Raw genomic sequence first — 16,134 nt, 5'->3', positions numbered from 1 at the left:
GGCTTCCGACCTACCTGAAAACCCTTGTGACTACTGACCTCACGTTCTCTGTGGAATCTATCCATCATCGGGGCCACGCAGAAGCGGCGGGAGGGCTTCAGAGTGGGAGTTTCCTGGGGCGCGTTCATGTTCATTGACTGCTCAGTTATACCGTTCACAAGTGATTCGAGGGGGCACAGTTTATCAGGAAAACGCACCTTTTGGCGTGAGGGGGTGTGCGAAAGGTAGTGTAAACACGGATGTCGCGACTGGATTCACGAGTCGTTGACGTGGCGATCAATGCGCGACAAAATACTGTATGAATAATCAGTATTGGGTCGAAGGCATGCTCGATTCGGCCTTTCAAAATTTCAACCAGGCAGGTGGATCCGTCATGACTGGACAAGGCCCGGTATCTTTTGTTGACGTTAGGCGCCGGTTCGAATTCCGGAGCATTGAAGTGGGTCGTTGGGTTACACCGCCTGAACGGGACCGGGCGGCAGGCAGGTTCTATGAGGCTTTGTGCGATCTTATGAGTATCCTCCAGGGCCCGGAACATCTGATCTCGTTGCGTGGATCACTGGGGTTGCAGTACGGGATCGGCGGCCGGCCGGGCGTTGCCGCGCACTACATCCCTGCAACCCGACAATTGGCGCTTGCGAAGAATGCGGGGGCAGGAAGCCTGGCCCACGAATGGTTTCACGCTTTCGATCATTACATGGGGCATAAGGCGTTCCGCCGCCTGGGGAGTGGCGGATTCGCGTCCAGTGGTTGGCTGGATAGCGCTGACCAGAAGGAGCATCCTCTCAACAAACGATTGGGCGCCTGTTTTCAGGCCATCTTGCTGAATGAGGATGGCACCAGCCCCAGTTCGTTGTTTCAGTGTTCGAAGCGGGCGGATACGCAGATGAAGGTGCTTTATCACGCGAGGCCTGAAGAACTCTGTGCCCGGGCATTTGAAGCGTTTGTTGAAGACAGTCAGCCGCAGAGCAATTTTCTGGTCAGGGGGACCGTCTACTCTGACGAGGCCAGGGCAGGTCTTTATCCGGAAGGAAAGCAGCGCCAGCGAATCAACGACGCGTTTGAAGGCTACTTTATGGCATTGGGTGGAGCACTTTATCGTGAGCATGCTGAAGATGGCCCTGTTGGCCAATCTTTGTCGTCAACTTCCTGAGATCATCCACATTCGATCGATAACAAAGACAGGGTTGCCTCATGAACAACTGCATTTTTATCACTGGCGCTGCCGCCGGTATTGGCCGGGAGACCGCCCGTCTTTTCGCCTCCAAGGGATGGTTTGTCGGTGCTGCTGACCGGGATGAGGCGGCCCTGGCATCGCTTGAGAGTGAACTTGGGGATGAGCGGTGCAGTACCCACATTATGGACGTGGTGGACGAGACATCGGTCAGGCAGGGCCTGGCAGACTTTGCCAGTCGTACGGGTGGCCGGTTGAGGTTGCTTCACAATAATGCCGGCATTCTGAAAGTCGGCCCGTTCGAGAAGATCAATTTGGCCGCGCATCGGGCCGTGGTAGAGGTCAATGTGATTGGGCTGATGACGGTTCTGCACGGCGCCTTCCCGTATCTGAAGGCAACGCCGGGTGCCCAGGTGGTGAACATGAGCTCGGCATCTGCCGCCTATGGGATTCCGGACTTCGCGTCTTACTCCGCCAGCAAGCACGCCGTACGTGCGATGACCGAGGCTCTGGATATTGAATGGGAGCCACACGATATCCGCGTGTGTGATCTGATGCCTCCGTTCGTGAATACCGGCATGGTGCAGCAGAACGAGCAGGGATCCCGTTTATTTGAGCGCCTGGGTGTTAACCTGACTCCGGACGTCGTTGCAGCACAGGTGTGGGCTCAGGTCGAGCAGCCACGTCTGCACCGACCAGTTTCCATGCAGTTCCGGGCATTGTGGCCCATCGCCAAATCCGCGCCCACGTCCCTGACCCGGCGTGTGTTAAGAAAACTCTGGCGTCAGTAGTCTGCTTTTGGTCCGGATCACATCCCAGACGATCAACGCGGGTGGTTGGTGGCCTTTTCAATGTACCTTTGCTGCATCTGTTCGGAACCAAATGCCGGCAACGAAAGGGTGGGGCCACTAATATTCAATGGCTGTGGACTTGTCCCGGTTTGATCACGCAAGGGAGCACCCGCTGTCTGATCGAAATTTTGTTGCAGTGCATCCATGTTGCCAAGGCCTGCATTGGCATTCATTAGATCGTCTTCCGTCATAGCTGAAAAGCCGGCGCCGAGAGTGGAGGGAGTGGTTTTTGCCTTGTTACCCGCCGTTGTCTCGCCGAGGGCGTTAAACGAGGCAAGTGTGACGATAATCAGGCATCCACGGCGGAACATTGAAAGCATCCTTTTTTCAGATAATTAGCGATCTTAGGGTATTTATTGGTTGATCAGGCGACAAGCGCGGGCCGGCTGTCCTGGGACGTATGTCGCAAAAAGCATCACATTTCGCACTAAGCGCTATTTAGATGCATGCCATTGAGCTTTCTAATACGATACGGCGTTACTAACATCTGCGGAACGCTATTTATATGCCAGTAATGGTTCAGGCGCTGGTGCCTGTATTTGTATTGATTTTGTTGGGTTATCTGTTCCGGCGCTGGCATTTTCCAGGGGGCGACTTTTGGCCCCAGGCGGAGCGCTTCACCTACTACGTCCTTTTCCCGGCGATGTTGATCTTCAAGTTGGGCCAGGCTCAGATGCCAGCGTCAGCCTACGGCGATATCCTCATTTTGATCGTTGCCATGCTGGCCGCAATGACCCTGTTGCTCATTGCGCTGCAATGGCTCTGGCGTTGGCCGGGGCCGGTATTTTCCTCGGTATTTCAGGGCGGTATCCGTTTCAATTCCTACGTGGCCCTGGCAACAGCCGGTATGTTGCTTGGGGATGACGGCCTGTCGCTGATTGCCATTGCCGTGGCAGTGAAAGTACCGTTGCTGAACCTGCTTTGCATCCTGATGTTCTCCGTGGTGGCGGGGCAGGGTGCGGTGAAGCTGAAGCCCGTATTCAAGGCTGTCGTCTCCAACCCTCTGATCATTGGTTCGGTGGTTGGGATGTTCTGGAGCTATTTTCAGATTGGCTTCCATCCACTGGTGGCAGGTATTCTCGAGCCATTAAGTGACCTTGCGTTGCCGCTGGGTTTGATGACGGTGGGTGCTGGCCTGCAGCTAAAGGCGCTACGCGGCGCCTCCATGCCATTCCTGGTGTCCTCGATGGCAAAGCTGGTAGGTTTCCCGCTGCTTACGGCAGGGTTGGCACTGCTGCTGGGCCTGGAAGGGATGATGGTTCAGGTGGCCATACTGCTGGCAGCGCTGCCAACAGCCACTTCTTCATACATCCTGGCGCGCCAGCTTGGTGGTGACGCGCCCTTGATGGCGGGCATCATCAGTGGCCAGACCTTGCTGGCCATGGTGACTATTCCCCTTCTACTTGGCATCCTCTGGTAAGCACTTGAGCACAGCGTCTGCAAGGCTCTGTTGAAAAGTGATGTAGCCGTCTTGATCGGTTTCAATATCGGTGGCGAGCGGGTCCCAGGTACTGAATGTTATGTCCAGACCTTCGGTGATTGAGCGCCACCATTGACGGTTGAACTGAGGCTCAGTCAGCAGGCAGGGTTGATTGGCGTTGCGCAGTTTTTCCTGGACTTCTGCGATGTGGCCGGCACCTGGAGACAGTTCCGGGTTCAGCGTCAGAATGCCTTCCAGGTTCATGTTGTAGTGTCCCACGAAGCGGGTGAATGCGTCGTGGTATGTGAAGAGATCAATGTCGCGAGCAGGATCCAGGCGTCGATTGATCGCTGTCTCGGTCTCGGCCATAGCCTGCTCGAAACGCGCCAGATTGGCGTCAAGCACGTGGGTGTCTGCACTTTTCAGGGTTGCGAGTACCCGGTGAATATCCCGCGCCATCTCAACCGCCAGGGCCGGATCCAGCCAAATGTGCGGATCCTCTCCGGAGCCGTGGTCGTGGTGATGGTCGTCATGACCGCCTGATTCTTCATGGTCGTCATGGTGGTTGTGATGTTCATGTTCGTCATGGTCACCGTGATTGTTGTCTGACTGCACTTCCGGCACGTTTTCGCCGTGCATGAGTGAATAGGTGCGATCCCGGAACTCGCTTCCGCCGAGCAGTCGGGTCAGGAAGGTTTCCATCTCAGGGCCCACCCAAAAAATGGCGTCAGCAGCTTCCAGTGCCCTGCGCTGTGAGGGTTTCATTGAGTAGTTGTGCGGGCTGGCGCCAGGCTGAACCAGCGTGGTGATTTCCACATCGTCAGCGGCTATGGCTTTCACCAGCAGTTCGATGGGCTTGAGGGAGGTGACAACCTGGGTGCTTGCCAGGGTGCTGGTGGATGCCAGGAGTGTGGCGGCACCCAATGCGATGAGGCCTGTAAAGCGGCTAGTGGTCATGTGACTGAGACTCTGGAAAATCAATGGTACGTTATAATATAACAATACGAGCGGCGAATGAAGAGGGCGATCGCCTGACCATGCGAAATCCGGCTGTGGCCGGTATAATGCGTGGCTTTTAATGCATAGCCTTTTTCAGGCTGACACCATCAGGATGTTTTCATGACCGTACGTACCCGAATCGCACCGTCTCCCACCGGTGATCCCCACGTTGGCACCGCCTTCGTGGCGTTGTTTAACCTGTGCTTCGCCCGTCAGCACGGTGGCCAGTTCATCCTGCGGATTGAAGACACGGATCAGGTTCGCAGTACGCAGGAGTCTGAACAGGACATCCTGAATGCCTTGCGCTGGCTTGGGCTGGAGTGGGACGAAGGCCCTGACGTAGGTGGCCCCCATGGTCCCTACAGGCAATCAGAGCGGAAGGATTCGTATCGTCAATACGCGTTGGACCTTGTCACCCAGGGGCATGCGTTTTATTGCTTCCGCACACCTGAAGAGCTGGATGCCATTCGCGAAGAGCGTAAGGCTCAGGGCCTGAATCCAGGTATCAAGGGCAATCTGGAGCTGACTGAGGAAGAGGTCAAGCGTCGCCTGGATGCTGGTGACCCCTATGTTATCCGGATGAAAGTACCGGAAGACGGCGTTTGTGAAATCGACGATATGCTACGCGGCACCATCGAAATCGACTGGTCCCAGGTAGATAGTCAGATCCTGCTGAAATCCGACGGCATGCCCACCTACCACCTGGCCAATGTGGTTGACGATCACCTGATGGAAATCACCCACGTGTTGCGTGGAGAAGAGTGGATCAACTCTGCGCCCAAGCACAAATTGCTGTACGAATACTTTGGCTGGGACATGCCGGTACTGTGCCACCTGCCGCTACTGCGCAATCCGGATAAGAGCAAGCTGTCCAAGCGCAAGAACCCCACCAGCATCAACTTCTACGAGCGCATGGGATTCCTGCCGGAAGCGGTTACCAACTACCTGGGCCGTATGGGCTGGTCCATGCCGGATGAGCGCGAGAAATTCACCCTGGATGAAATGATCGAAAACTTCGACATCCAGCGGGTTTCCCTGGGCGGCCCGGTTTTCGACGTGGAAAAGCTGCGCTGGCTCAACGGTCAGTGGATCCGTGACGAACTCAGCGACGACCAGTTCGTCGAGCGCATGCGCCACTGGTGGTTCAACGAGCAGGCGCTGCGGGATCTGGTGCCTCACATCAAGGGCCGGGCGGAAGTGTTCAGTGATGTATCGCCGATGGCCTCGTTCATGTTCTCCGGCATGCTCAACCTCAAGCCGGAAGACTTCGGTCACAACAAGCTGGATGAAAGCCAGGTCAAGCGGGTGCTCCAGTTTACCCTGTGGAAGCTTGAAGCCCAGCGCCATTGGAGCAAAGAGAATATCTTTGCCGACGTTAAAGCTCTGGCCAAAGCCATGGAGCTGAAGATGGGTGATTTCATGTTCGCCATCTTCGTCGCTGTCGCCGGTACCCCTAACTCCTGGTCCGTTATGGACTCCATGGCTATCCTTGGTCCGGACATGACCCGGTCTCGCCTGCGCCATGCTCTTGAGGTAATGGGTGGATTCTCCAAGAAGGAAACCAAGCGGGTGGAAAAAGAATACGCGGCATTGCTGGCGGAATAACCAATCTGTTGAATTAGTAAGCGACCAGAACAGGGATGTTCACGAAACTGAAAAAACGTTGGAAAAAAGGTTGACGCCCCAAGGGTCGATCCTTAATATACGCAGCCGTTGAGGGGCCATAGCTCAGCTGGGAGAGCGCAACACTGGCAGTGTTGAGGTCAGCGGTTCGATCCCGCTTGGCTCCACCAATTTCTAGTCCCCTTCGTCTAGTGGCCTAGGACTCCGCCCTTTCACGGCGGCAACAGGGGTTCGAACCCCCTAGGGGACGCCAATACGGCTCAACCGGTTTAGTCCGCCGGTAAGCCATCAAAAAAACCGCCTTCGGGCGGTTTTTTTGTGTCTGAAGGAAATGTCAGCGGGACGCTATAGCCCCTTTTCCGACGCCTTCATAGGCCTTGACACGAATGGCGTCCTCCGGAAACTCGGATTTCAACTGTCCGGCAATGTGCGCCGCAATAAGCTCCACTGTGGTGTCCGAATCCAGCATATAAACCCGGCTCTCCGGCAACGTCAGCGCAAATTCCCCCTGATTCGCCTCGTATTCAAAGGTGACGTACGCTGTGCCATCCTCGGCCACCCAGCGTTGGGTTACGTCCTCCTCGGAGCCCACATAGATATCCTGCCACCGTTTGGCCCATTGGTTCTCAAGATCCCGGTCTCTGTGCTCATTGCGGTCGATCCGAATAGGCGAGCGATGCCCATGGGCGATTCGCTGGCAATTACCCATGTGTTTCTTCAGGCCGTGAACATAGTGGTAGTAGGCCCCTTCAATCACATCTTCACGTAACGCAATATCCACATCCGTCACGTTTGCCGGCAAGACTGCCCGTAACTCCTGCTCCAACAGCCGGGCAACGGCAGATGGCACTACACGGTCAGACGACAGCCACACCACCGCTTCGTCCGGGGACCGATGAAGAATCCGGGTGCCGTCGGTCAGATGCCAGGTGAAGCTGTCTGGCTCATCCTCATTCCACTCAAGCCCCTTATAGGCTCTTGGGATCACCAGCCGGTGGTCCACGCGCTCGTCGATGACCCGCTTGATGGTGCGTTTGACGTTGCTGAAATCAAACACCATGCCTTGGTCATCCAGTTCGCCACCGAGCACCACATCCACAATCCAGCTTTCACCGACGAGCCCTCTGGAAGCATCCAGGTAGGCGAAGTCGATAACCGTTAGATTGTCTACGAAAAGGTGATTCATCGGAGGGGCCTGGCAAGAAAAGGTTGATTGATGCGCAGATTCTAGCAAAAATCCGCCAACGCTAGCAGCCTTGTATGACTTGCGTCAGGGGTAGCGAGGAGACCCAAGTACAAATGCACACTATTGCCGGTTCCGATTACCACGCTTTTCCTGTTCTACTCCTGGCGGCAGGAGCCTCCAGGCGTATGGGAAGGCCGAAGGCGCTACTTAAATTCAATGATGGCACGTTAATGGATCACGCTGTGTCCCAGGCCAAGCAATTGGGAGCGAACGTTACGGTTGTCTCTGGTTCTGGATACCCCTTGGTACGGTATCGATGTCGTAATCAGCCCTCTGCCTGGTGTTACACGCCTGATTGGGTATTTGGGATGGCTGCTTCATTGAAATCCGGGCTCCAGACTATGGGCCCACGAGCCAAGGGCGTATTTGTCACTCTTCTTGATCAACCGTTAGTTTCGGAGTCTGATCTTCGCTCTCTGGCATTTTGTGCGAGGCAAGAGGTGAGTGAGCCGATTGCGGCAGATATCTACGGTAATCCCGGCGCTCCCGCCTACATACCCAGGCGCCTATGGAAAGAGATAATGATGCTGGAGGGTGATCGCGGTGCGGCTCGTATACTGACTCGTCATCAGGCCAGGACACTTGCCATCAAGGGTGTTGAATCCGATGTGGATACGCCAGAGGATTGGAAGCGAATCCGCTACGATTAAGGCATTGCAGGTGCAGAGGATCTGTCTCTGGGCGGCCCAACGGTGTCAGGTTTTTATGCATATAGCGCTCGGATAGAAATCGAAAACACCCCTTACTCTATGAAACTCCGATGAATTGTGATTTTGGCGCGAGCTATGCTTTGGTCATGTGAGGAGGCTGGGGATTCGGCGTTGTCTCCGTGGTGGTTTGGGCATTGATCGAGCTCCCAGGCCAAAATCAAGCATGGAGGGTTAATCATGCATAACCTGACTAGAAACTCACTGACGCCTTGCCTGCTGGCATCGGCGTTACTCTTTTCCAGTGGCAACTCGTCTGCAGCGTTACTTGACGCTTTTGAAAACGGTGGATTCGAAGGTTATACCGGCAATACGAACTCATTCAACAGTGATGTGCCTCCCGGCTGGACTACAACAGAGGGTACGCCGGATGTGTTCAATGCTGGTACAACCATGAATAATTTCGCCTGGCAATCAAGCAGCACCGGCGGTGATTTTCTTCATGGTATTGGCTGGGATGGTCGAGCAGGATCGCCCTATGTGGAGAGTGCCTTGCAGGTTGGTCTCGAAGGGCTGGTTATTGGGCAGCAGTATGAGATTTCCTTTGAGCAGAGTATAAGCAATAGCGCGTTCTCCGAGGCAGGAGGTTATTGGGAGATCATCTTTGGGACAGAGAGTCAGAATTCCTCTGCTATGGAGATGCCCGACCTGGGCACAATCGCGGATTGGATGTGGGAAACCATGATTTTTACCGCGACTGCTGAGATCCAGACACTTGAAGTTATAGCGCATAGTACCTTTGGGCCAAGGGCCGACCTGGGCATAGACAGCTTTTTCCTGGGTGATCCGGGTACCAACCCGGACAATCCGGACACTCCAGATGTCCCTCCAACGGCATCTGTGCCGACTCCAGCAAGTCTTCCGTTGTTTGCGTTGGGGTTGACCGGGGTTCTGATAGCGGGATTGAGAAGACGTCGTCAGTGCTAAGAGCAGAAATACCGAGCCGGGTAACCCGGCTCGGTATTTCCGTCGTTTTGTTGTCCTGCCTTCAGGCGAACAACCCTGAAAGCCAGGCGATGCCCACCGCAAAAATACCAAGGCTGGCGGCCAGGCCGACGGTGTAGATGCGAGAGGTGGCGGAGCGCTGTTGTGCCACGAACAGGTCAATGGTGCGCTGGGCGATGTCCTCCGCGGTTTCCCGGGAAATTTCATGGGCCTGCTGGATGGCCTCGGATTGCAGGGTCTGCCAGAACTCGGTATCAATGGTTTGTACGCTGGTGATGTGATCCTTGAGTTCCGCCATGTGGTCACTGGTGAAGCCGGTATTGCGAGAGAGGTCTTTGCGCAGGTCAGCGAGTTCCCGGCCCAGGTTCAGGTTAACTTCCGCCGCCACGTCGTCACGCAGGTTGCGGGTGCGCTCTTCGATCATTTCGGTCACCGCGTTCAGGCGTTCCTCAACCGCGGTTTCCTGCTTTTTGCTGGATTCGTCCAGTACCCGCTTAAGATGGTCAAACTGCTCGTCGAACAGCGAGCTGAGTAACTCGTGCAGGCGGTTGTTAATGTGGGTTTTTACCGCTGAGCGGGCGATCTGTTCGATCAGATCGCTGGTCAGTGGGACAACCTGGGGGCCGCTGTTGTCGCTCGCGTGTAGCCCATCGTCGGCTTTTGGTGACATTTCCAGGGAGGCATCGGAGGGAATGTCGAGGATGTCATCGTCCAATTCATTTGGCTCGGCATCCAGTTCCGGCGGTTCGGGCAGATTGCCTTCGGTCACATCACTGTCGAGCTGGTCGAGAACGAGGCTAAGCCCCTCGGTGTGTGGGGGCTTGGTCAGAATGTTGTAAACGCCGAAGTTGCGGGCTTCCTCCATGAACGACGACGATTTCTTGGAGGTACACATAATGATGGGGATGGCGGCAGTGTCGGGGTTGCCCTTGATGGCCTTGGTGGCCTCCACACCGTTCATGCCCGGCATAAGGTGATCCATGAAAATCACGTCTGGACGTTGATGGGAGCTCAAAAAATCCAATGCCTCCTCTGCCGAGCCAGCCATGTTCACCTCCATGTCCCGGCCTTCCAGCAGTTTGCTCAGGGCAAATCGAGCCACTTTCGAGTCGTCTACCAGGAGTGCATTCTTGATCGCCATGTCACAACCTCAACCTTTACAGCGTGTGTGTTCGTTATCGGGCCGGCGTTTACCAGCCTTCAAGTGTCGGGCACTGGGTGGCCCGGTAGCTTTTCTCCCGATAACAAACACCGGGTTCCTTGGTCCGGGCAGTAAATACCTCCCCGGCTGCCGTTGTCAGGCGTACCTGTCCATAGGGTTCGCCGTACCGGAAGGTCGCTTCAATCGAACTGCCATTGGGGTTCAGTAGCAGCCCTTTGCCGTGGAACGAGCCTTCAATATACTGGCCTTCGTATTTTTTTCCATCAGCGAAGACTTCCTTGCCGTTCCCGTGGAACTCGCCGTTGGAGAATTCCCCTTCGTAGTGGCGCCCGTCGGGGTAGGTAAGAGTGCCTTCACCATGGAATTCGTCATCCTTGAAGCCGCCGACATAGAGCATGCCGTCCGAGGTGGTGAGCGAGCCATGCCCGTTGAGCCTGCCGCCTGACCATTGTCCGGTGAGAATGTCGCCATTGGCCATGGTGAGCGTGCCCTGGCCGTCAAACTGGTCATTGCGGAACTGGCCGGTGTAGCGGGTGTCATCCGCGTCACGCCAGGTGCCTTCGCCATGACGCTGGCCTTTTTCCCAGTCGCCTTCATAGCGGCTGCCGTCCGGGAGCCAGGCGGTGCCCTTACCGTCAAATTCGCCGTCCACGAAGTGCCCCTCATACCTGAGTCCGTCGGCGTCTTCGTAGGTGCCATCGCCGGTTTTGATGCCGCCAACCCAGGTGCCGTCCCGGTACTCCACCCTCGTATAGGCCTCCAGTTTGCCCACCAGGGTTTTCTCATTGCCGGCGGCGATAGCCACGGTCTGTTGCCAGGGCTTGTAACCTTTCTTGCGGATGATGATGTCGTATTGGCCCGGCTCCAATTCCAGATCCAGCCGTGTGGCCCCGTGGTTCTTACCATTGATGGTGACGTTGTCACCGACGACATTGGAGCGCAGGATCAGCAGCCCGGTTGTGGGAGGCTCTGGCGCATCGCTCCGAGCCTCCGTTTCCGGCATGGCAGACACTGGCTCTGCCATCGCCAGCATCTTGGGGTCTTCCGGCAGGTCGGGAGCGGAAAAAGGCTCTGCGTTTATGCGGTTGGCGTCGGACGCGGTCTCGGAACCGTTGACTGGCGTCTCTCCGGATGCCGCCAGGGCATCGTTTTCCAAGGGCAGTTCGAGGTCGTTTTCGGCTACGTCTTCCCTGCTATTCGGCTGGTAAAGTTCGTCCGAACGCTGCGCGTCCACTGGGGTATCCATGGACGCAAGGGCAATGGTCTCTTCGGTGTCCGGGGCGGTGGCTACCGGTTTCATGCCCCTGGACAGGTCATCGCGGACAGACGCAAAGCCTGCCGTCACCAGAAGCATCAGTGCCAGTGCGTTGACAAACAGGAGGGGTCTGAAATCGACCATGGACAACCTCTCAATTCTGCATTCGTGTAACTGCCAATGTTTCGCCCGTTTCATCGTCGTTGGTCAACGGGTATGAGGGATGGCACCGCTTCATCTTACCCAGTTGGGGCAATGTTATGTAACACAAAGTCACTGAAGTTCACGAGAATGCAGGACAAATCACACTTTGTCCGGAAGCTGGTCATGGTTGAGCTGTTCCCAGGAGCGCATGTAGACGTCTGCTTCATATTCGTAGGGGGATTTGAACGGCGTTAGCACAAAATCGAAGACCAGAAAAAAGAACCCGATCGATGCCCAGGCGATGACCAACGTGCTCAGGGTGTTTGCCTGAATTTCCGGGTTGGCGTCGACGAACCCTTCGAGCAACGGGATCAGGTCGGACGCCATGACCACCGGGTTGAAGCTGGAAAGTACAAAAGGCACCCAGAACGCGATGAAAACCGGAAAGAAACCAAAGGACCAGAGCACCCGGCGAAGCAGATACATACCGATGGCGCGCCAGTAACGCTGCCTTATTTCCGGAACGCGGCGTATGCGCTCCAGGTAGCGTCGGCGCTCGGCCCAATAGGCGGCCACCTCCGGAGCGTGGATGGCGCGGCGATTGCCGGCGGCCTGGTGGGCGGATCTGGCCGACTTTGGCGAAGCGTCCGATGTGTGGATTTCGTGGGGTTCGGTGGTCATGGCGTTGGGTACTGCCTTGTCGCTTCTGGTTAGTGCATGATAATAGAAAGTACGTGTTACCCTACAATCCCCATTTAGTTAAAGACAGGACAGTTTGAATGGCTGCAGTGATCGAAAACACCGTCCATCCGGCCTTTGAAAAGCTTCGCAGTCACCGGATCAGCACGCTGAACGTGACGGTCGAGGAATACCGTCACCGCAAAACCGGTGCCCGCCACTTGCACCTGGCGGCGGATAACGACGAAAACGTGTTCTTTGTGGCCCTGCGAACCTTTCCCATGGACTCCACCGGTGTTGCTCATATCCTGGAGCATACGGCGCTGTGTGGCAGCGAGCGTTTTCCGGTGCGCGATCCGTTTTTCATGATGATTCGCCGGTCCCTGAACACCTTTATGAATGCCTTTACCAGTAGTGACTGGACGGCTTATCCCTTCGCCAGCATGAACCGCAAGGATTTCGACAACCTGTTGACGGTTTATCTGGACTCGGTGTTCTTTTCCTCTCTGGACCCGCTGGACTTTGCGCAGGAAGGGCATCGCCTCGAATTCGATACGCCAGACGATCCGTCCACCGACCTGGTCTACCGCGGTGTGGTCTACAACGAAATGAAAGGCGCCATGAGTGCGCCCACGTCACAGCTGTGGCAGAACCTGTCCAGCCACCTGTTCCCGACCACCACCTACCACTACAACAGTGGTGGTGAGCCAGACCACATTGTAGATCTGAGCTACGACGACCTGTTGCGCTTCTACCGTCATCACTACCATCCCAGCAATGCGATCTTTGCGACCTACGGGGACATTCCAGCTCACGAGCATCATGAACGCTTCGAGGAGCTGGCTCTGAAGCGGTTTGATCGTCTGGATGTGGAGCTGCCGGTACGTGATGAGAAGCGGATGTTCTCGCCGGTGCGCGTCGACCAGAGTTACGCCGTCAGTGAGGGCGAGGAAACCGGCCACAAGACCCATATCGTGATGGGCTGGTTGCTGGGACACAGCTTTGACCTGCAGGAAAACCTGGAGGGGCAGCTGCTGGCCAGTGTTCTTCTGGAAAACAGTGCGTCGCCCCTGATGCGGGCGCTGGAAACCACCGATATTGGTCATTCGCCGTCTCCGATGTGCGGCCTGGAAGACTCCAACCGTGAAATGACCTTTGTCTGCGGCATTGAGGGCAGTGACCCGGAGAGGCAGGACGACCTTGAAGCGCTGATCGAACAGACGTTGGCGAAGGTAGTGGAAGAGGGCGTCAGTGAGGATCGCCTGGAAGCCATTTTGCACCAGTTGGAATTGCATCAGCGCGAGATTGCCGGCGATAGCTTCCCGTATGGCCTGCAACTGATCATGACCGCGATTTCGCCGATGGTCCATGGCGGCGATCCGGTTGAGCTCCTGGATTTGGAGCCGGTCCTGGCTGATATGCGGGAAAAAATCCGTGATCCTCAGTATGTGCCCGGCCTGATCCGCCGCAAACTGCTGGAAAATCCGCACCGCGTTACCCTCACGCTGCGTCCGGATGACAAGCTGGAGAGTCGTCGCCAGGCGGCAATTCGCGATGCCCTTGCCCGCCGCAAGGCCTCATTGACTGACGAAGAGGTTCGCCAGATTATCGAGCGCGCCCAGGCCCTGGAAGAACGGCAGACACGGAAAGACGACGATTCCATCCTGCCGAAGGTTGACCTGACCGATGTTCCCCTGCAGTTGCCGGAACCCGAGGCGCGGTTCGCCGGCGACATGCCTGCGACCATTTATGCCCGTGGCACCAATGGTCTGGTGTACGAGCAGGTGATCCTGCCGGTACCGAACCTGACCGAGGAAGAACTGTTGTTGCTGCCGTACTACACCACCCTGATTCCGGAAGTGGGTTGCGGCGACTTGGATTACCTGCAGATGCAGGATCGTATTTCGGCGGAATCCGGTGGCATCAGTGCGTCCTTCTCCGCCAAGGGAAAAATCGACGATGTTCAGGATCTTGAGGGTTATATCGTCTTTAATGGCAAGGCGCTGGCTCGAAACCGCGAGGCGTTGACTCGCCTCCTGAACGACGTCTTTAATGGCGCCCGCTTTGATGAGAAGGAGCGGGTGCGGGAGCTGATTGCCCAGATTCGTTCCCGCCGCGAGCAGGCGGTTACTGGCAGTGGCCATGCGTTGGCCATGGGGGCGGCATCGCAGGGAATCAGCCCGGGTGCGTGGCTGTCGTTCCGTCTTGGGGGATTGGAAGCTATCCGTGGCGTCAAGGCGCTGGATAAGTCCCTCAGCGAACCGGCCGAGCTCGACAGATTCTGTGAGCGGCTTGCAGCACTGCACGAACGTATTCGGAACCAGTCCCGTCAATTCCTGCTGATCGGTGAGGAAGAACAGCTGGACCCGATGCTGACGGAAATGAAGACCGTTTGGGGCGACTCCGGTGCGGGAGAGCAAGCAGCCTGGAAGCTTGAGCCCGTCAGTTATCAGGCGCGTCAGGCGTGGTTAACGTCAACCCAGGTGAACTTCTGCGCCAAAGCCTACAGCACGGTTGCAATCGACCACCCGGACGCAGCGGCACTGACCGTTTTGGGTGGTTTCCTGCGCAACGGCTACTTGCACCGGGCGATCCGTGAAAAGGGTGGCGCCTATGGCGGTGGAGCTGGCCAGGACAGCGTGAACGGCACGTTCCGTTTCTTTTCATACCGCGATCCCCGGTTGGGCGAGACGTTGGAGGATTTTGATAACGCCTTGGAGTGGCTGCAGACCGAGCAGCACGATCCTCAGGAGCTGGAAGAATCCATTCTCGGCGTGATCGGGCAACTGGATCGCCCACGGTCACCAGCTGGTGCAGCCCGCCATGCCTTCCACAATCGTCTGTTCGGCCGGACGCCCGAGCAGCGTGCGCGTTTCCGGGAACGGGTGTTGGCGGTGACCCTGGATGATATGAAACGAGTGGCCCACGAGTGGCTGAAGCCGGACAGCGCCAGTGTGGCGGTTGTCACCAGCTTCGAAAATCGTGATACCGCTGAAAAACTGGGGCTGGAAATCCAGGAGCTATAAGGCACCTGAAAGCATCCGAAAACGGAAGGCCGACGCTCATTAAGGGAGAGGGCGTCGGCCTTTTTGTTATCTGCTCTATCGGTTCCGTTTAAGCCCGGTGCTGACCATGATGCGCGTAGAGATTTCCTCCACGGAATACGCGGTTGTGTTGAGGTAAGGAATTCGTTCCCGGCGGTACATCAGCTCAATTTCCTCAATTTCATGCATGCACTGCTTCATGGATGAATAACGGGAGTTCGGTCTGCGTTCGTTGCGGATGGTTGCCAGCCGCTCCGGCTCGATGGTCAGCCCAAAAATTTTCTCCTTGTGAGGCCGTAGCGCAGCTGGCATTTGCTGGTCGTCCAGATCTTCCTCGGTTATGGGATAGTTGGCCGCCTTTACACCATATTGCAGGGCCAGATACAGGCAGGTGGGCGTCTTGCCGCTGCGAGAGGCGCCGACGAGAATCAGGTCTGCCTCGTCGTAATGACGCGTGCGGGCGCCGTCATCGTTATCCAGCGCAAAATTAACAGCATGGATGCGCCGTTCGTAGCTGCCTTCGTTGTTGATGGCGTGTGATTTGCCAACGGTATAGGACGACGAGGACTGCAGCTCCTGTTCCAATGGATTCAGGAAGGTACCGAAGATATCCACCATGAAACCGTTTGCGCCGGCGATAACATCGCGGATATCGCTATTAACGATGGTGTCGAAAACCAGCGGCCGCATGCCATCGATTTCCTCCGCTTTATTGATGCGCTTGACCATCTCCCGGGCTTTGTCAGCGTCATCAATATATGGCACCGTAATGCGTTCAAACTCAATTTTCTCAAATTGTGCCAGAAGGCTGTGCCCCAAGGCCTCGGCGGTCAGGCCGGTGCCATCGGATATAAAGAAAGCGGTTCGTTTCATGGTGTGCGGTCCG

Annotated in this window: 14 protein-coding genes and 2 tRNA genes; 9 read left to right on the top strand and 7 right to left on the bottom strand. The window is 56.3% G+C overall.

Annotation, left to right across the window (positions count from 1 at the left end; translation table 11 throughout):
- The first annotated feature begins 373 nt into the window (after positions 1-373).
- Both JJO78_RS10755 and JJO78_RS10750 read left to right on the top strand, forming a co-directional pair.
- Entirely contained in the window at positions 374-1,153 is a 780-nt protein-coding gene (locus JJO78_RS10755; protein WP_127401614.1) for a CLCA_X family protein, read from the top strand.
- A 41-nt stretch (positions 1,154-1,194) separates the two neighbouring features.
- Positions 1,195-1,965 carry an SDR family oxidoreductase gene (locus tag JJO78_RS10750; RefSeq protein WP_126812219.1) on the top strand — a complete coding sequence of 257 codons (771 nt, stop codon included), beginning with the start codon at positions 1,195-1,197 and terminating at the stop codon, positions 1,963-1,965.
- Between the two features lie 32 nt (positions 1,966-1,997).
- Here the strand turns inward: JJO78_RS10750 and JJO78_RS10745 are convergent, their stop codons facing one another.
- A complete protein-coding gene (locus JJO78_RS10745; protein ID WP_075194767.1) occupies positions 1,998-2,336 on the bottom strand; it encodes a hypothetical protein in 339 nt (112 codons plus the stop codon).
- 194 nt (positions 2,337-2,530) lie between these two features.
- Here JJO78_RS10745 and JJO78_RS10740 point away from each other — a divergent pair, with 194 nt between their 5' ends.
- Positions 2,531-3,445 carry an AEC family transporter gene (locus JJO78_RS10740; RefSeq protein ID WP_127401612.1) on the top strand — a complete coding sequence of 305 codons (915 nt, stop codon included), beginning with the start codon at positions 2,531-2,533 and terminating at the stop codon, positions 3,443-3,445.
- Here JJO78_RS10740 and JJO78_RS10735 read toward each other — a convergent pair.
- Positions 3,425-4,402, bottom strand: a complete 978-nt coding sequence (locus tag JJO78_RS10735; RefSeq protein WP_127401610.1) for a zinc ABC transporter substrate-binding protein — start codon at positions 4,400-4,402, stop codon at positions 3,425-3,427. The two genes, JJO78_RS10740 and JJO78_RS10735, sit on opposite strands and share 21 nt — an antisense overlap.
- Before the next feature lie 162 nt (positions 4,403-4,564).
- Between JJO78_RS10735 and gltX the strand changes: the two genes are divergently transcribed.
- The 3 genes from gltX (at position 4,565) to JJO78_RS10720 (ending at position 6,320) form a co-directional block, all read left to right on the top strand.
- Positions 4,565-6,049, top strand: coding sequence for a glutamate--tRNA ligase (gene gltX, locus JJO78_RS10730; protein ID WP_127401608.1), 1,485 nt, complete (start codon positions 4,565-4,567; stop codon positions 6,047-6,049).
- A gap of 112 nt (positions 6,050-6,161) precedes the next feature.
- Positions 6,162-6,237 (top strand) — tRNA-Ala (locus JJO78_RS10725).
- 7 nt (positions 6,238-6,244) lie between these two features.
- Positions 6,245-6,320 (top strand) — tRNA-Glu (locus JJO78_RS10720).
- Between the two features lie 81 nt (positions 6,321-6,401).
- Here JJO78_RS10720 and JJO78_RS10715 read toward each other — a convergent pair.
- A complete protein-coding gene (locus tag JJO78_RS10715) occupies positions 6,402-7,253 on the bottom strand; it encodes a 6-pyruvoyl trahydropterin synthase family protein (protein ID WP_075194771.1) in 852 nt (283 codons plus the stop codon).
- 74 nt (positions 7,254-7,327) lie between these two features.
- On the opposite strand from JJO78_RS10715, the gene JJO78_RS10710 reads away from it, so the two are divergent.
- Positions 7,328-7,963 carry a nucleotidyltransferase family protein gene (locus JJO78_RS10710; protein ID WP_321170132.1) on the top strand — a complete coding sequence of 212 codons (636 nt, stop codon included), beginning with the start codon at positions 7,328-7,330 and terminating at the stop codon, positions 7,961-7,963.
- Positions 7,964-8,200: 237 nt separating this feature from the next.
- A complete protein-coding gene (locus tag JJO78_RS10705) occupies positions 8,201-8,947 on the top strand; it encodes a hypothetical protein (protein WP_036204995.1) in 747 nt (248 codons plus the stop codon).
- 61 nt (positions 8,948-9,008) lie between these two features.
- Here JJO78_RS10705 and JJO78_RS10700 read toward each other — a convergent pair whose 3' ends face one another.
- The 3 genes from JJO78_RS10700 to JJO78_RS10690 all read right to left on the bottom strand — a co-directional run bounded on the left by JJO78_RS10700 (position 9,009) and on the right by JJO78_RS10690 (position 12,207).
- A complete protein-coding gene (locus JJO78_RS10700) occupies positions 9,009-10,106 on the bottom strand; it encodes a response regulator (RefSeq protein WP_041333750.1) in 1,098 nt (365 codons plus the stop codon).
- Between the two features lie 49 nt (positions 10,107-10,155).
- Positions 10,156-11,526, bottom strand: coding sequence for an MORN repeat-containing protein (locus JJO78_RS10695; RefSeq protein WP_127401606.1), 1,371 nt, complete (start codon positions 11,524-11,526; stop codon positions 10,156-10,158).
- A gap of 159 nt (positions 11,527-11,685) precedes the next feature.
- Entirely contained in the window at positions 11,686-12,207 is a 522-nt protein-coding gene (locus JJO78_RS10690) for a hypothetical protein (RefSeq protein ID WP_226909934.1), read from the bottom strand.
- A 98-nt stretch (positions 12,208-12,305) separates the two neighbouring features.
- Between JJO78_RS10690 and JJO78_RS10685 the strand changes: the two genes are divergently transcribed.
- Positions 12,306-15,230 (top strand): insulinase family protein, encoded by a 2,925-nt coding sequence (locus JJO78_RS10685; protein ID WP_127401604.1) that lies wholly within the window; start codon positions 12,306-12,308, stop codon positions 15,228-15,230.
- Between the two features lie 75 nt (positions 15,231-15,305).
- Here the strand turns inward: JJO78_RS10685 and ppsR are convergent, their stop codons facing one another.
- On the bottom strand, positions 15,306-16,121 hold the full coding sequence (gene ppsR, locus JJO78_RS10680; RefSeq protein WP_007154087.1) for a posphoenolpyruvate synthetase regulatory kinase/phosphorylase PpsR: 816 nt from the start codon (positions 16,119-16,121) through the stop codon (positions 15,306-15,308).
- Positions 16,122-16,134: the final 13 nt, after the last annotated feature.

This window comes from Marinobacter sp. DS40M6, from assembly GCF_028581595.1.
Classification (GTDB): domain Bacteria; phylum Pseudomonadota; class Gammaproteobacteria; order Pseudomonadales; family Oleiphilaceae; genus Marinobacter; species Marinobacter salarius.
Note: the sequence above shows the minus strand (reverse complement) of the source record. Positions and strands in the feature narration are given on the sequence as shown.

Bases quoted from the DNA above. Each gene is read 5' to 3' on its own strand.
- JJO78_RS10755 (WP_127401614.1), top strand. From the start codon at position 374: ATGACTGGACAAGGCCCGGTATCTTTTGTTGACGTTAGGCGCCGGTTC.
- JJO78_RS10750 (WP_126812219.1), top strand. From the start codon at position 1,195: ATGAACAACTGCATTTTTATCACTGGCGCTGCCGCCGGTATTGGCCGG.
- JJO78_RS10745 (WP_075194767.1), bottom strand. From the start codon at position 2,336: ATGTTCCGCCGTGGATGCCTGATTATCGTCACACTTGCCTCGTTTAAC.
- JJO78_RS10740 (WP_127401612.1), top strand. From the start codon at position 2,531: ATGCCAGTAATGGTTCAGGCGCTGGTGCCTGTATTTGTATTGATTTTG.
- JJO78_RS10735 (WP_127401610.1), bottom strand. From the start codon at position 4,402: ATGACCACTAGCCGCTTTACAGGCCTCATCGCATTGGGTGCCGCCACA.
- gltX (WP_127401608.1), top strand. From the start codon at position 4,565: ATGACCGTACGTACCCGAATCGCACCGTCTCCCACCGGTGATCCCCAC.
- JJO78_RS10715 (WP_075194771.1), bottom strand. From the start codon at position 7,253: ATGAATCACCTTTTCGTAGACAATCTAACGGTTATCGACTTCGCCTAC.
- JJO78_RS10710 (WP_321170132.1), top strand. From the start codon at position 7,328: ATGACTTGCGTCAGGGGTAGCGAGGAGACCCAAGTACAAATGCACACT.
- JJO78_RS10705 (WP_036204995.1), top strand. From the start codon at position 8,201: ATGCATAACCTGACTAGAAACTCACTGACGCCTTGCCTGCTGGCATCG.
- JJO78_RS10700 (WP_041333750.1), bottom strand. From the start codon at position 10,106: ATGGCGATCAAGAATGCACTCCTGGTAGACGACTCGAAAGTGGCTCGA.
- JJO78_RS10695 (WP_127401606.1), bottom strand. From the start codon at position 11,526: ATGGTCGATTTCAGACCCCTCCTGTTTGTCAACGCACTGGCACTGATG.
- JJO78_RS10690 (WP_226909934.1), bottom strand. From the start codon at position 12,207: ATGACCACCGAACCCCACGAAATCCACACATCGGACGCTTCGCCAAAG.
- JJO78_RS10685 (WP_127401604.1), top strand. From the start codon at position 12,306: ATGGCTGCAGTGATCGAAAACACCGTCCATCCGGCCTTTGAAAAGCTT.
- ppsR (WP_007154087.1), bottom strand. From the start codon at position 16,121: ATGAAACGAACCGCTTTCTTTATATCCGATGGCACCGGCCTGACCGCC.